Annotated in this window: 12 protein-coding genes; all 12 read right to left on the bottom strand. The window is 50.0% G+C overall.

Features of this window, described 5'->3' with window-relative positions; genetic code table 11:
- Window positions 1-4 precede the first annotated feature (4 nt).
- Window positions 5-1,402: an MBOAT family O-acyltransferase gene (locus AC6B99_RS27660; protein ID WP_496664740.1), complete on the bottom strand. Its 1,398-nt coding sequence runs from the start codon at window positions 1,400-1,402 to the stop codon at window positions 5-7.
- Window positions 1,403-1,406: 4 nt separating this feature from the next.
- A complete protein-coding gene (locus tag AC6B99_RS27655; protein WP_494864916.1) occupies window positions 1,407-2,453 on the bottom strand; it encodes an SGNH/GDSL hydrolase family protein in 1,047 nt (348 codons plus the stop codon).
- A 473-nt stretch (window positions 2,454-2,926) separates the two neighbouring features.
- The gene (locus tag AC6B99_RS27650; protein ID WP_494864918.1) at window positions 2,927-4,597 is read right to left on the bottom strand and encodes a pectate lyase family protein; all 1,671 of its coding nucleotides are present in this window, start codon (window positions 4,595-4,597) and stop codon (window positions 2,927-2,929) included.
- The gene (locus AC6B99_RS27645; RefSeq protein ID WP_494864920.1) at window positions 4,597-5,472 is read right to left on the bottom strand and encodes an NAD-dependent epimerase/dehydratase family protein; all 876 of its coding nucleotides are present in this window, start codon (window positions 5,470-5,472) and stop codon (window positions 4,597-4,599) included. The genes AC6B99_RS27650 and AC6B99_RS27645 overlap by 1 nt, the downstream gene beginning before the upstream one ends.
- 16 nt (window positions 5,473-5,488) lie before the next feature.
- Complete coding sequence (locus AC6B99_RS27640) at window positions 5,489-6,064, bottom strand: sugar transferase (RefSeq protein WP_494864924.1); 576 nt, start codon at window positions 6,062-6,064, stop codon at window positions 5,489-5,491.
- Window positions 6,065-6,102: 38 nt separating this feature from the next.
- Window positions 6,103-6,852, bottom strand: a complete 750-nt coding sequence (locus AC6B99_RS27635) for a glycosyltransferase family 2 protein (RefSeq protein WP_056037664.1) — start codon at window positions 6,850-6,852, stop codon at window positions 6,103-6,105.
- Between the two features lie 65 nt (window positions 6,853-6,917).
- The gene (locus tag AC6B99_RS27630; protein ID WP_056037609.1) at window positions 6,918-8,228 is read right to left on the bottom strand and encodes an O-antigen ligase family protein; all 1,311 of its coding nucleotides are present in this window, start codon (window positions 8,226-8,228) and stop codon (window positions 6,918-6,920) included.
- 43 nt (window positions 8,229-8,271) lie between these two features.
- The gene (locus AC6B99_RS27625; RefSeq protein ID WP_056037606.1) at window positions 8,272-10,092 is read right to left on the bottom strand and encodes a polysaccharide biosynthesis protein; all 1,821 of its coding nucleotides are present in this window, start codon (window positions 10,090-10,092) and stop codon (window positions 8,272-8,274) included.
- A 43-nt stretch (window positions 10,093-10,135) separates the two neighbouring features.
- The gene (locus tag AC6B99_RS27620) at window positions 10,136-11,278 is read right to left on the bottom strand and encodes a glycosyltransferase (protein ID WP_496664739.1); all 1,143 of its coding nucleotides are present in this window, start codon (window positions 11,276-11,278) and stop codon (window positions 10,136-10,138) included.
- A gap of 25 nt (window positions 11,279-11,303) precedes the next feature.
- Window positions 11,304-12,830: a lipopolysaccharide biosynthesis protein gene (locus tag AC6B99_RS27615; protein WP_496664738.1), complete on the bottom strand. Its 1,527-nt coding sequence runs from the start codon at window positions 12,828-12,830 to the stop codon at window positions 11,304-11,306.
- The gene (gene tuaD / locus AC6B99_RS27610) at window positions 12,811-14,139 is read right to left on the bottom strand and encodes a UDP-glucose 6-dehydrogenase TuaD (RefSeq protein WP_496664737.1); all 1,329 of its coding nucleotides are present in this window, start codon (window positions 14,137-14,139) and stop codon (window positions 12,811-12,813) included. Before tuaD ends, AC6B99_RS27615 begins: the two co-directional genes overlap by 20 nt.
- On the bottom strand, window positions 14,139-15,023 hold the full coding sequence (galU, locus tag AC6B99_RS27605) for a UTP--glucose-1-phosphate uridylyltransferase GalU (protein WP_056037596.1): 885 nt from the start codon (window positions 15,021-15,023) through the stop codon (window positions 14,139-14,141). The genes tuaD and galU overlap by 1 nt, the downstream gene beginning before the upstream one ends.
- Window positions 15,024-15,027: the final 4 nt, after the last annotated feature.

Below are 15,027 nucleotides of genomic sequence, written 5' to 3'. Positions count from 1 at the left end.
CCCCTTAAAACTGAAAATAAATAAATGGTGTGGAGGCTGTTGGCATAAGCAATAGGAGTGCGAGCAGTACGAAAAATAAAATAAACAAGCCGCCAAAGGTCGTTTGCTTAACGCGAGGGTAATCTTTCAACCGTACCCCAACGATATGGCCGGCCAGCACAAGCACAAGTACGAAGCCCAAATAAGGGTAGAACCACATGAGGCCGCCGGTGTCGATGAGGAACATTTTGCGCAGCACCAGCCAAGAATGCTCAAAGCTTTGGGAGCGGAAGAACACCCAGGTGATGCAGACAAATACAAATGTAAGCGCCCATGCAGCCGTTCGGTACAGCCAGTGGTTGATTTCCTGTTTTTTGAGCACATGGTTGAAATAAAGCTTATGAATGACGAGCGCAAGGCCGTGCAGCAGCCCCCAGAATACGAAATTCCAGCTCGCTCCGTGCCACAGGCCGCCAAGCAGCATTACAAGAATGAGGTTAATGTTTGCACGGATAGGCCCTTTGCGATTGCCGCCGAGCGAGAAATACAAATATTCTCTCAGCCAAGACGACAGCGAAATATGCCAGCGCCGCCAAAATTCCGTCACGCTGCGGGACAGGTACGGCATATTGAAGTTGCGCGGAATGTCGATGCCCATACATTTTGCCGAACCGATTGCCATGTCGGAATAGCCGGAAAAATCGCAATAGATTTGCACCGCATACGCAATGACGGCGAGCCATACGGTTAGTGGCGAATATTCGCCGGGACTTGCGAATACCGGATCGACAAACATCGCCATATGATCGGCAATAATAATTTTTTTGACTAGACCAAAGATGAATATTTGTCCGCCTTCAATTAAGTTGCTGCGCTTGATGACGATGTCACGGGCCATTTGCGGCAGAAAATGCCGCGGCTTGAGAATCGGCCCTGCGATCAAATGCGGAAAAAACACGATTAAAAGCGAGAAGTCCCAAATGGACGACGGCTTAATGTCGCGCTTGTACACATCTATCGTGTAGCTCATTACCTCGAACGTAATAAACGAGATTCCCACGGGCAGCACGATCGAGAGCAGCGGAAACGTCATGCCAAACTGATCCAGCAAGCCATTCGCCGAATCTATGAAAAAATTAAAATATTTGAAGAAGCCAAGAATTGTTAGATTGGCAATGACGCTGAATATGAGCCAGCGCTTGCGTACCGCAGCCTCTGTTGCCCGGTCGATCGACACGGCACTCACATGGTTTATAAGCGTCATCACGATCACGAGCAGGACGAAGCGGTAATCCCATACGCTGTAAAAATAATAGCTGCCGATCAGCAAAACTGCTTTTTTCAGCGCATGTATTTTAATAGTAGATAACAGGATAAGCATTACGGCAAAAAACAGCAGATACTCCCAGCTTGAAAATATCATTTTCTCATCTTCCTTCGAAATAATTCGCTACTGCTTTGCTCACTAAATCATGCCCCGAGCTGTTCATATGCCCAGTTCCATACGTAGTGTTGGAGAAGCCATAGGCTGGCAGCCCCGTATCCTGATAGGCCTTCACAAAATCCTGTCTCATATTCAGCATCGGAATACCCTGCTCCTTGGCCGTACGCTCGGCTAGCTCTTCAAAATAACCCGGCTGCTGCTCATCCTCTGGCGACTGAAAATCGATTTGCGGTAAAAAAACGAAAACAAGTTGCGGATATTGTTCCTTCAAAATTCCGAATATCCACTTCACCAGCTCTGCATCCCCCGCTTGAGGCGTGAAGTCCGAGCCTTTCGTTTCTTCCGCTGCCGCATCGTCCTTCTCCAGCAGCTTTTGCATGTGGTCCGAGCCAACACGCACTACCGACAGCCGCAGCAAGCCGTAAAGAGCTTGAAGCTTCGCGGCAACCGCATTGCGGCTAATAAAGTCTTCATTAAAGACAAGCTTATACGAGTCTCCGTCCTTCTTGGCATAGTAGCTCGTATTTTCACCATATAAATCCTTGAGATCATTCTCATTAATTTGGATGACAACGGCATCCGGATCGACCCGCTTCTTATAAAAGTCCGCCAAATAGGCATAATGCGCAGGGGAGGCAGAGCTGCGTCCAGCATCATAGGTCATCACCTTGCGGGAATCCAGCTCGGGCATCCTTGTCTGCACTTGGCGAAAAAACTTCACTTGATCGCCAACTTGAAGCGCTTCCGTATAGGAGTCGCCCAAAAACAAAATCCGGTACTCTGCCTTGCGGGCAGCGGCCGTCTCATTGGGATCAGGGAAAGGCTGTGCGATGGCGCCTTCCGCATAAATTTTAGTGATGCCGTAGCCTTCCTGCCCATTTACATACAGCCCCGGGTTCAAGATGCGCCCCAGTTCCGGATGCTGCTGGAAGCCTGTCGTACGAATCGTTGTAACCTCCAAAATGCCTTCCCAGGCCACGAGCGCAACTAGCAAGGCCAGCAGCGCTTTACCCGCAAGTTTGTACCTCATTATTCCCACACCCCATTATCAACTTCCACTGCGTAGATACCTTCTACCTTGTACTTTCTACTTTCTACCTTAAATCTTTTGTTTTCGATGTTCTAAATCACAAGTGGCATCAGAAAACACGAGATTGAAGCACACAATTTCAAAAAATATTTTGTGCATCACCTGATGTTAAGCAGCTGCAATCCAAACGACAGTTTAGAAAGTGATCGTTCCCTACGAATAGTAGAGCTGGCGGACACCAGAGCCGCTATTGGTCCATTTCCCCTTTGTTTTTCGGGGTTTTGAAGGGAATAGCGGCTTCCCTGTCCGCATAACTACCCATTCTTCTTATATCCGTATCAATAGCGGCATCTCAGTCAGCTGACACTATTCTTCCGCCAAGTAACCTTCTACCAAGTAACTACGACCGAACACCACACGAACCCCATACCTGTCCACGCAGCGCAGACCTCACTTCACCAAGCAAAGCCCTATTATCCGCCGCTATAAACCGCAGGGTAATGGGTGGATCTCGTAAAGATACCAAACGAATTAATAACCGCCTTGCCGCTGCCAGCTGTAACGCCGACCCAAATCTTCTTCACATTATCCTTCACGTCGAAGTAGATTGGGTCCGCCATATCGCGAGCAGACATATAAACACCGCCGTACGTATCGGCGAAATAAAAGCTGTTGTTGCTCATGCCGCGCAGCCAATTGCCCGAGCTGCTGAGCTGCTTGCCATTCTTGTCATAGCCGCGAACAATAACCCGTCCACCCAGCTCATCCTGCGCCGCCCGCTTAATAACGAACTGCTTAACGACCGAGACATCAACCATGGCACCCACAGCTACACAGCCATTGGCAAAAGTAACAAAACCTTTGCTGCTGCTGATGCAGGCAAAATTATTCGTCGCTGCAGGCTCTCCGCCCGTATTGCTCAAGAAGGACATGCCGTCAAGCGTGACCGCAGTATTCGTCTTGCTCCAGCGCTCCGACAAATTAAACGATTCGCGCAGCGTGAACTGGTCAAAAAAGCTCGATTCCTGCGTCGAAACAATTTGATTGCCGAACTCCGACTGGTCATCCAGCTTGGCGTCGCCGTAGCTGACGTTAAAGGTGTTGTTGTTGCTTTTATTTTTCAACCGGGCCATATAAACGCCATTCGTCTCATTGCGAACATAATCAAACGTATTGTTTAGACCATGTTCAATGACGATTGGCACACTTTCGGCAGAGCCCGTCGTATTTCGCTGATTCAGCTCAAAGCTAGGCTTCACGAATACATTGTTGTTGTTATTCGTATAAGAGCCATCCTCCGTCGTAATGACAATGCCGTATCGGCTCTGCGACGTATTGTTGCCGCTCCAGACTGCAAAGTTGCCGCCCGAATACAAATTCTCATTGTTCCAGCCGGATACTTTGGCCTTATTGCGCTTGTTGGTCACCTTTAGGCCGATTTGGTTGGAGGTGATTTTGCCAAGCCGAATGTCATTATAGGCGAAGCCTGTCCCAATCCCGATCGTCTCTACACCTACGGAGAAATTTTCAGCACGTTGAATGTGGATACCGGAATTGTTCGCATTTATCACAAGAATGCCGATGGACTTGCGCGACTTGTCCTTGGACCAATCGACCAGCTTGCTTCTCCGAACATTAAGGCCGCTATATTCAGCTCCCGTTACTGTACTTTCCTCGCCCAGCGTCAGAAATGGCACATAGGCCGTTCCGGAATAAATGAGCGGGGCACGCTGATCCACCGAAATATTCGCTGGAATCACAATTGCCTTGGAGGAGCGGAATTCCGTTAGCTCCGGGAAAAGCAGCGTTACTTGCCGTCCCTTATCCCGCAGCGCCTTTGCCTTGGCAATCGCTTTGGAAATCGCGCTCCAATCATCCTTTTTCCCGTCACCTACTGCACCGTAATCCACTACATTGATATAAGTGGCATCTGCGCTGTTTGTCGCTGCGGCAGCGCTCGCCACCGGATTCCCCTCTACCTCCAGATGGAAGCCTGTGCTCCCGCCAGTAGTAGAGGTTTGCGCCTTGTCCGACTTCAGCGATGGCAAAGCCAGCGCGGCCAAAATGACGACTACCAAACTAATTCCCCAAATCCAGCTGCGTCTCATCGTGTTGTTGTTTCCCTCTCTCGTGAATCGGCTCATTATATCGTCCCATGCTTGCGAAGCGCTGCAACTTCCAGCACGATCGCTTCATCGAAGCCAATCGGCTTGAAATCCAGCTCTTTCGCCGCTTTGGAATAGTCAAAGTTTTTGTCCTCATTCAAGCGGAGAACCTTCTCGTAATTAATAATCCGGTTCGGTATTTTCTCTCCGATTCGGCCCGCGATGAGAGCAAGCTTATAAGGAATATGCAAAAATACAATCTTCTTGCCCATCGCCCCCGCGATCAGGCTAAGCAGCTCCTTGTATTTCAGCGGCGCCTTTCCCGCGACATCATATTCCTGGCCGCGTGTCAGCTCCTCGCGATTCAGCATCGAGACGAGCACCTTGGCCAAATCGTTGGCGTAGATCGGATGCATGAGGCCATCCCCAGCACCCAAAATCGGATAAACGGGAAAACGCTTCATGATTTTGACGAGCATATGGATGTTGCCATCCTGATGATTGCCGCAAATCATCGACGGACGAATAATCGTATAGGTCAGACCGCTGGCACGCAGCAGCTGTTCATTTTGCAAATCAATATGCGATGAGCTCTTGAACTTGCTGTAGATGCCGGTGCTGTTCACGTAATAAATGCGCTGGATGCCATGCTGTAGGCAAGCTTCAAGCACATTTTTCAGTTGATTGCGCGGCGCCAGATGCAGCACCTCCGTTATACCTTCATGGCCGAGAGCCTTCCTCACATCGTCTGCATCGCGCAAATTGCCGTAGACGAAACGCTCGCCTTCCTTCATCCAGGATACGTCGCTTGATTCCCTGACCATGTAGCATACTTGATCACGCTTGAAATCCCGCTGAATCTGCTCATATAGAAATCGGCCCGTCAGCCCTGTTATGCCCGTTACCAGAATCATTGCTCCTACCTCCGCCTTAAGCTTTAATATCGCTTGCTTTGAAAACTTTGAAAATAGTGATGAAAATAATTTTGATGTCAAAGCCGAAGGACATCTGCTGCAAATAATGCTCGTCCAGACGAACCTTCTCGTCATCGGAGATGGAATCCCGGCCCGACACTTGGGCGTAGCCCGTCAAGCCCGGCTTAATATCATTGATTTTCCGGTCATTTCGCTTCTCAATAAGGGAATATTGATTGTACAGCGCAGGCCTAGGGCCAACGACCGACATTTCCCCCTTCACGACGTTAATGAGCTGAGGCAGCTCGTCGAGGCTCGATTTTCGCAAAAATCTTCCCGTCTTCGTTATGTAGGATGCTGGATCCTGCAGCAAATCCGTCGCCACGTTCGGCGTATCTGTCCGCATGCTGCGGAACTTATAAATGGCGAACAGCTCGTTATTTTGCCCCATTCGCTGCTGAACGAAAAACACGGGGCCCCGTGATTCCAGCTTGATCAAAATCGCCACCACCAGCATGACCGGGCTAAACACAATCAGCGCGATGCCAGCGGAAATAAAATCGAAGGCTCTTTTCCCAAATTGATTGTACATGCGTCTCCACTCCTCCCCACACTATATGGCATCTATCTCTACAATCTCTTAAACACGGCGTTTTTAACGTAATTCGTCAAGCACCATAAGGCTTTTAACGGGTTCAGCTTCTCTACATCGCGGTACAGACGCCACATTTTGTAGACGGCTTTCACTTTATTGTTTGAAATCGAGCCTTTCACGAGGCGATAGTAGCTCAGCTCAACGGGCAGGCCGTAGGCCAAATGCCCTTTTTTCAAAATCGACAGCCACATGCCCGTGTCCTGCTTCGCCCGAATGTTCGGCATTTGCACCTGGCCGAGCTTATGCCGATCCAGCATGACGGTTAAACAGCCGATAATCGTATTTTTCAATAACGTATCGTAATTAATAGAAGGAACTACTCCGATCACACGCTCCGTCAGCTCCCCTTCCTCCGACATCACCCGGTAGCTCGTGAAGGAGAAACCGATATCCTGCGTACGCATAAAATCAAGCTGCAGCGCCAGCTTCGTCGGGAGCCACAAATCGTCGCTGTCCAGAAAGGCGAGATAACGGCCCCTCGACAAATTCATCGCAGTATTGCGGGCTACCGCCGCTCCGCTGTTCTTCTGCAAGCGATGCAGCTTAATCCGGCTGTCCAGCGCAGCTTCCGCCTCAATAATCTCGCAGGAATTGTCCGATGAACAATCATCCACGATAATCATTTCCCAATCGGTGAATGTCTGGGCTTTGACCGAAGCAATCGTTTCCTTAATAAAACGCGAGCAGTTGTAGGACGGCGTTACAATCGTAACGACCGGGTCCATCAAATTAGACACGAATATCCCTCCAGCTTATCATTAGGTGCTTGCGGCGCGGGCAGGCTTACTGCCTACTTCCTGAATAAATCCAGCGGCTTGCGCTCTTGGAGCGTAGCATAGGGCAGCAGCCAGGCTATCGCTACGTAACAGAACAACAATCGGTTCTCATTCAAATCGCCAGACACATTGGCGTTCAGGAACAGGAACACTACCGAGAAAACAGTAACTAAAGTGAAGCGGTCTGTCATTTTACCAGCTATAAAGTGCGCAGCTGCTCGAACCGCACCCCAGAATATCGCAAGAAACAGCAATACGCCAGCAAGCCCAAGCTCGCTCCACAGCTCCAGAAAAATATTATGCGGATAATTCGATACATCCTCATGGGCGAAAGCGATCGTAAAGCTGCCAATACCGCCTCCGAAGAAAAAATGATCCTGTATCATTTGCCACGCTACCGCATAACGCTCCACCCGGCCTTCCGCCGATTCTCCGCCTCCCGGCTGATTAAACAGCACCGAGATGCGATAAATGAAGGTGTCCATTACGCCAGAAGCTACGAGTGGTACTGCGAGCGCAGCGAGCAGCAAAATAATGAAAAAAAGCGTGCCTACTCCTTTGGAGAAGGTAATTTTGCCCCGGTTCACTTTCACAGACAGGAACATAATTAGCACGATCGTTCCGACCAGCGTAATAAGCGGCGTCCGGGCACCACTGACGGCAACCGATAGAAAGGTAAGCGCCAGAAACAGGCTGGCGACAATTTTGGCCGGTGTCCGCAGCAGCGGATTGTATAAATATAAACCGATCAAGGCGATAACCGCGATGCCATTCGTTCGGCCAAGCGACAGATAATCCGAGCCAAGCACCTCAATCTGTCCAATGAATTGGCCAGCTTGCAGCTTCTCCAGAAACATCTGCAGGCAATAAAAGGTCATTAGCGAGGAGACGGCAATAATGCCGACGAAAAATCGCTCCAGCCCTTTTTTATCACGAATAAGCAAAAAAGGCCCGATGAAGGACCAGGCGGTCAGCAGCATGAAACGGGATGTTTTCTGAATCGCGAAGGAATAGCTTGTCGAATAAGAAAAGCTGAACAAAATGTAGCCAATCAGCAGCACAAACAGCAGCAGCGGAATTAGCGCCGGCTTCGGCAGCTCTTGGGATTGCATAAGGCGAACAAAATAAAGAAGCATCGTCACTGCCATTAGAAAAAAGGTTAAGTCGACGGGAAAGGAAATGCCCGATTTAATATAGCCGGATAATAAAAATACGCCCAGCAGAAATTCCCCTGACGCCAATATCGCAAACGGGGCAGCCAAAGCCCCCCACTTCCGCTTGGCGCCAGGCAAGAGCGTGGCCCCAAATGCATTCGATTTTAACATCAGTGACCACCCTCTCTTTCCTTCTTAAAAGTATGCTGTAAAGCTATACGGCGCTGCGGTTCTGGGATGTTATCGTCCGCTTCACGAAGGCTTTAACCTCCGACAAATCCGAACGGATAATGCCTTCCAAATGCTGAAGCTCCAGCATGACCGGCTCAATATCCTGCGCCATTGGCTTACCGATGAAAATGCGGTTGTTGAGTGTAGCCGACATGCCTTCAGCATCGGTCAGCAGCTCCTCATACATTTTCTCGCCCGGTCGCAGGCCGGTGAATTTAATGTCAATATCGCGGTACGGCTCGAAGCCGGATAAGCGAATTAAGTCTTTGGCCAGCTCATAAATTTTGACAGGCTTGTCCATATCGAGAATGAATACCTCGCCGCCCTTGGCGAAGGCGCCTGCTTGCACGACCAGTTGGGAAGCTTCCGGTATCGTCATAAAATAACGAATCATCTCCGGATCGGTTACGGTAACCGGGCCGCCCTCGGCAATTTGCGCTTTAAACAGCGGAATGACGCTGCCCCGGCTGCCCAATACGTTGCCGAATCGCACAGCTGCAAATTTTGTTTTGCTGTAAAAGCTGATCGACTGCACGATAATTTCCGCTACGCGCTTCGTCGCACCCATGACGCTCGTCGGATTGACCGCCTTGTCCGTCGAGACAAGAACAAATCGCTCCACGCCGTGCTGGTCACAGGCTTCGGCTACATTTTTCGTACCCATAATATTGTTCATGACCGCCTGCTTCGGATTGCGCTCCATCAGCGGAACATGCTTATGAGCGGCTGCGTGGAATACGACTTGGGGACTGTATTCGCCAAACAGCGCGAACAGCGTCTCACGGTCTTGTACATCGGCAATAATCGCCTCCGTCTGCAATTCCTTAAACGTCTTGCCCAGCTCCATATCAATTTGATAGATGCTGTTCTCCCCATGACCGAGCAGCAGCAGCTTGCCTGGCTTAAACGGCGCAATTTGGCGGCACAGCTCTGAACCAATGGAGCCGCCTGCTCCCGTCACCAGTACAACCTTGCCTTCCACGTAATTCGCGATGCCTTCGAGATCGATAGCCACTGGGCTTCTGCCGAGCAAATCTTCTACTTCGACATTGCGAATCGACGATGCCGTCACTTTGCCGAGAATAATGTCGTCCAGCCGCGGTACAATTTTCAGCTCACAGCTTGTTTCCTTGCAGAGATTGATAATTTCAGAAATATCCTTCTTGCTTGCCGCCGGAAGGGCGATAATGATGTGGTTGATCTCATGCTTCTCGACAACTGCGGCGATATCATTGCGATTGCCTAGTACGCGAAGGCCGCCAACGCGGTTGCCCCGCTTCTGCTCATCATCATCAATAAAACCAACCGGGTAGCTGTTGTTGATGTATTTGTTTTGCTTAATTTCCTTAGCCACCATCGAGCCGCAGTCGCCTGCGCCGATAATCAATACTTTGATATCGCCAGTGCCTTTTTTGTTGTAGGTATCGCTTCTGAGACGCAGCGCAAAGCGCGTGCTGCCTTTAACGATCAGCGAAGATTGGAAGATGAACAGCAGCAGAGCTAGATCCACCCACTCCCACTTCAAAACGCTAAACAACAGTCCGCTGACGATAACGCCCAACGTGACCGCTTTGAAAATCGACACAAGCTCGCCGACGCTCGAATACTTCCATATTCGCTGGTACAAATTGTAACGAAGCATGAATAAAATCGTTGATGTAGACAGGACAGGCGCAAAAATAAGCACCGCATGCCAGTAGCTCGCTCCTTCGCCTTCATACATTAAGGCGAAGCAGATTAATGTGATGAGCGTACTTGTTAAAATATCAACGAATAACAAGAGTGGAATTCTTTTTTTCCACATCTCTCTTCTCTCCTCCTATACCAACTCACTATAATTGTAGACTCTATTTGGTCAGCAGCTGCGAGTAGAAACCAAGCAGCTTGTTCTCTTCATGCACCCAGTTCAGCTGTTCGCGTACGGCCCGCTGGCCATTACGTCCCATTCTCGCCGCTTTCGCCGGGTCGTTCTTTAGTTCATTAATCGCTCGCAGTACCGCCAGCCCATCGTTAGGATCGACCGCAATGCCGCACCCATGAAGGTTCACGAATGCTTCCCAGCTTGGAAAATTGGAGCAAATGATCGGCAGCCCTGCATTCATATATTCAAAAAACTTCGTCAGCTCTTTCTTCGCATAATGCTCAGTCGGCGGAAACAGTGCGAGACCCGCCAGCCAGCGGCTCTCGGCGTAATAAGCGTCAATCGCCTCGCGGGCGATAAACTTCTCTACACCGTCGATCGTTACGCGATCCGCCGCAGCACCGGCAGCTTCGGCAACCCGGTCTGCAATCGGCTGGGCGCATTTGCCTACATAATGCACATGAATGCGCTCATCCAGCTTTGCTATCTGAGCATGCAGCTCGGAGCCGCGATCCAATGTGACATTGCCCGTGTACAGCAGATGAATGGCATCATCGTGCTGCGCTGCGCCAGCTTCCGCGTCTGCAGCAGGCTTGTCCGCCATCGGCTGCAGGATCGGATAGTTCAGCACATCTACGCCGCGCAAATATTTGTCCCGGTAATATTTTTCTGCCAGCACAATTTCGAACTGATTAATACAAAGCTTCTCTACAATGCGATAAATGCTCGCAAGCGTATTTCTAGCCCAAACTGGCAAATATTTCTTCTGCCGAATGCCCGTTTCGTAATCCTCGTGGATGTCGTAAACGACATGATTGGATTTATTTTTGAGCAGCCACCCTACCCAAATCAGCTCGGGATCATGAAAATGGTACACATCCGCCTCAAGCTGCTTGGCGAGCCGGTAAGCCTGCCAGCTGTTCTTCGTCATACGAACCCAGCGGTTCGCTGCTTTCTGAAGCTTGATCAGCTTGAAAGCAGGTTTTACTCGGTCCAGATCCGGATGGTCCGTCGCAATCAGCGTCACATCATAGGCCGCATTCGCGAGCGAGGCGCATTCTTTATGGAAAATGCGGGTATCCATCGGATGGTGCACCGTTGTCATATGAACCACCTTATGTTGAACCATCGTAAACCACCTTCTGCCTGAAAATTTAAGCTTGCCGTTTTCTGCGCACCTTGCCCAGCACCTGCTGCATTTTGCCCCGGAGCGCCGTTCTGCTCGTATGTACCATCGCTTTAGGGAACAGCAGCACAACCACTGCAAACCATACCATTGCAAAAATGCCTGACACTGCAAGATTTACAAAGCTGACCATGCCAAGCGGCCTGATCGCCTCCGTCACGGCATATAAGCCAATAAGCGTCCACACACTGCCGAGCAGCGCAGGCAAATGCGCCTTCCCCAGCTCCCGCCACGTGCACGACAAAATCGTTTTACACAAGTACAGCATATTGAAGTAGTGCAAGCTTATGGCAATTAAAACGCCGAAAGCGGCCCCGGACAAGCCCCAGCGCATGCCAATCCCTGCGCCCGCGATAACAAGCAGAACATAAAGCACCTGCCGTGAAGCCCGTTTGTACACATACCCTCTTGCCAATACGAGTGAATTGCTGATTTTGTAAGTTGTACGGAATAACATGCCAACGCATAAAATTTGGAATGGAATAACGACCTCCGTCCACCCGCTTCCCAGAACGACAGCGACAATCTCGGGAGCTAGCAAATAACAGATGACGCTAATAGGAGCAACAAGCAGGGATGTATAAGAAATGCTTCTAATATAAGAGGCTTTTAGCTGCTGAAGATCATCCTGAAGCTTGGACATCGACGAAAACAGCACTTTATCGAGCACTTGCCCAAGCAGTGTAGCCGGAAGCACTGCCAGCTGATAGGCTCTGCCGTACAATCCCAGCGCAGCTGCGCCAAGCCCGCGGCCAATGATCAAATTATCGCTTTGGACCGCCAAATAATTGCTTAGGCTGTCGATGGTTGCGCCACCGCCAAATCGCAGCAGCGATTTCGCCGCCTGTGCATGTCCACTCGTCTTTTCCCGCAGAAACCGGGGCGGCTGTGCGGCAATCAGCATCGTAAAGCGGATAGCCGTCTGCACCAAATGCGCTGTTAACAGCGCCCAAATGCCATAGCCATACACCCCGAGCGTAATGCCGACGATGCCGTAGCCCGCCGTATAAGATACGATTTGCGACAGCGATAGCTGACGGAACTTCAGCTCCCGTTGCAGCAAAGCTTCAGATACAATGGCAACGCCATTGAGCGGAAACACGAGCGCCAATATGCCCAGCACTTCTGCAAGCTGCGGCATTTTGAAAAAACCTGCCAGCAGATCAGAGGACAGCCAAAGCACCGCTGCCACTACAACGCCAAGCATTGAAGAAATAAAGAAGGAAACCTGCAAGTCGACCGTGTTAATTTCCTTGCGCTGAATAATGGCCGGACCTACACCAATACTGGCAAACAAGGTCGAGAAGCTGACGATTACGAGCGCCATATTAATGAGTCCAAACTCCTCGGCACCGACGAAGCGGGCAAGGACGACAAGCACGACCATCTGGATGACATTTTGCAATCCGGTTCCCGTGAATGCCCACAGAAAGCCCTTGCGGGTTCTGCGGGTCAAGCCAGCTTCCGACACGTGATTATCCGATTTGGCTGGCATAAGCGTTAATATCCGGGCGGCCGATGGAAGCATACACGAATTGCCGCTTCTCCATCTCTGCCAAATCAAATATGTTGCGTCCGTCGATCAAAATCGGCTGCCTAAGCCGCTTTTTCACTTCATCCAAATCCATCTTCACCACTTGCGGCCACTCGGTCAAAATGACGCAGGCATCGCAGCCGTCGACCGTTTGCAGCAGATCATCCGAATAAACAACATCTGTGCCAATAACCAGCTTCGCTTGTTCAACCGCTACCGGATCATACGCATGCACTTCAGCACCGCGGCTGATAAGCTCGCGAATGATCGGAATCGAAGGCGCAGAGCGCATATCATCTGTCTCCGGCTTAAACGCCAGACCGAGCACAGCAATTTTTTTGCCTGCGACAGAACCTACAATTGTATCGATTTTTTGCACAAAATGGATCGGCTGATTTTTGTTCGTCGTAATAACGGATTCAATCAGCTTGAAGTCGTACCCGACATTTTTGGAGATGGAAATGAGTGCCTCGGTATCCTTCGGAAAGCAAGAGCCGCCAAATCCGATACCGGCATCTAAAAATTTATTTCCAATGCGGCTGTCCAGTCCTAGCCCGTAAGACAAATCGACCACATTCGCACCGACCCGCTCGCAAATATTGGAAATATCGTTAATGAAGGAAATTTTCATCGCGAGGAAGGCATTGCTGGCATATTTAATCATTTCAGCCGTTTCAATGTTGGTCTCGACAATGGTCGTGTTGAATGGTTCATGGAGCTCGCGAATGAGCTGCATCGCCTGTTTGCTTTCAGCGCCGATGACAGCACGCTCCATATTCATGCAATCCTTGATGGCCGTACCTTCACGCAAAAATTCCGGATTGGATACGACATCAAAGCCTGCCTCTCTTCCGCCCAAATGCCCCCGAATGATCGACTCTACCCGCTTGCCAGTTCCAACAGGCACTGTGCTTTTGTTCACGACAACTTTATAGCCGTTCAGCGACTTCCCAATCGTCTCGGCCACGCCGTCAACGTAAGTCAGATCCGCTTCGCCGGTTGGCGACATTGGCGTGCCCACTGCAATATAAATAATATCCGAAGCCTGAATGGCCGCTTCCACGTCGCTTGAGAAGGCAAGTCTTCCCGCTTGGCGGTTCGCGTGTACCAATTCAGCAAGACCCGGCTCATAAATGGGAATTTGACCGTCATTCAGCTGGTCAATTTTGTTTTGGTTAATGTCGGCACAAATGACATGATGGCCTTTCTCTGCGAAGCAAGCGCCGTTCACCAGGCCAACGTAGCCTGTACCAATTATCGTAACTTTCATTATGCATTCACTCCACTTTTCGCACGGCTTAAAATCTGTTCAAGCGATTTAATTAAATCTGCGGAAAACTCCTGACGTTCGAGTGCGAACTCTACATTTGTCAAAATAAAGCCCGGAATTTCACCGACATCGTAGCGTCTGCCCTCAAATAGATATGCGAGTACGTCCTCGACTTGGTTCAGCTTTTGCAGCGCATCGGTCAATTGGATTTCCTGGCCAGCTCCGACCTCTTGCTGCTCAATCAGATTGAATACTTCCGGCGTCAGCACATACCGCCCCATAATGGCAAAGTTGGAAGGCGCTGTGCCCAGCTTCGGCTTCTCTACCAGATTGTTCACTTTAATAAAACGATCATTCACCTCAGATGGATCAATGATGCCATAACGCGCCGTTTCTTTATCCGGTACATGCTGTACGCCGATAACCGATTTGCCCGTTTGCTCAAAAGCATCAATCAACTGCTTCGTGCATGGCGTCTCGCCTTTAACGATGTCATCACCGAGCAGCACGGCGAAAGGCTCATTGCCGATAAACTTGCGTGCGCACCAAATCGCGTGCCCGAGACCTTTTGGTTCTTTTTGACGAATATAATGAATGTCGACCTTGGAAATTTCCTGTACCTTCTCAAGCAGATGCAGCTTTTGATTTTTCAGCAAATTCGCTTCCAGCTCAAACGCATTGTCAAAATGGTCCTCAATCGAACGTTTGCCTTTACCCGTTACAATAATAATTTCTTCAATCCCGGATTGTACGGCCTCTTCTACAATATATTGAATCGTTGGCTTATCCAGGACGGGGAGCATCTCTTTCGGCATCGCCTTTGTTGCTGGCAAAAACCTCGTTCCAAGTCCGGCTGCCGGAATAATCGCTTTTGTTACTTTCATCGCA

It is taken from the genome of Paenibacillus liaoningensis (genome assembly GCF_059609455.1).
Note: the sequence above shows the minus strand (reverse complement) of the source record. Positions and strands in the feature narration are given on the sequence as shown.

What these genes read in the sequence shown, in the direction of transcription:
- AC6B99_RS27630 (WP_056037609.1), bottom strand. Translation starts at nt 8,228, where the DNA reads ATGTTAAAATCGAATGCATTTGGGGCCACGCTCTTGCCTGGCGCCAAG.
- AC6B99_RS27635 (WP_056037664.1), bottom strand. Translation starts at nt 6,852, where the DNA reads ATGGACCCGGTCGTTACGATTGTAACGCCGTCCTACAACTGCTCGCGT.
- AC6B99_RS27620 (WP_496664739.1), bottom strand. Translation starts at nt 11,278, where the DNA reads ATGGTTCAACATAAGGTGGTTCATATGACAACGGTGCACCATCCGATG.
- AC6B99_RS27640 (WP_494864924.1), bottom strand. Translation starts at nt 6,064, where the DNA reads ATGTACAATCAATTTGGGAAAAGAGCCTTCGATTTTATTTCCGCTGGC.
- AC6B99_RS27615 (WP_496664738.1), bottom strand. Translation starts at nt 12,830, where the DNA reads ATGCCAGCCAAATCGGATAATCACGTGTCGGAAGCTGGCTTGACCCGC.
- AC6B99_RS27645 (WP_494864920.1), bottom strand. Translation starts at nt 5,472, where the DNA reads ATGATTCTGGTAACGGGCATAACAGGGCTGACGGGCCGATTTCTATAT.
- galU (WP_056037596.1), bottom strand. Translation starts at nt 15,023, where the DNA reads ATGAAAGTAACAAAAGCGATTATTCCGGCAGCCGGACTTGGAACGAGG.
- tuaD (WP_496664737.1), bottom strand. Translation starts at nt 14,139, where the DNA reads ATGAAAGTTACGATAATTGGTACAGGCTACGTTGGCCTGGTGAACGGC.
- AC6B99_RS27650 (WP_494864918.1), bottom strand. Translation starts at nt 4,597, where the DNA reads ATGAGCCGATTCACGAGAGAGGGAAACAACAACACGATGAGACGCAGC.
- AC6B99_RS27660 (WP_496664740.1), bottom strand. Translation starts at nt 1,402, where the DNA reads ATGATATTTTCAAGCTGGGAGTATCTGCTGTTTTTTGCCGTAATGCTT.
- AC6B99_RS27655 (WP_494864916.1), bottom strand. Translation starts at nt 2,453, where the DNA reads ATGAGGTACAAACTTGCGGGTAAAGCGCTGCTGGCCTTGCTAGTTGCG.
- AC6B99_RS27625 (WP_056037606.1), bottom strand. Translation starts at nt 10,092, where the DNA reads ATGTGGAAAAAAAGAATTCCACTCTTGTTATTCGTTGATATTTTAACA.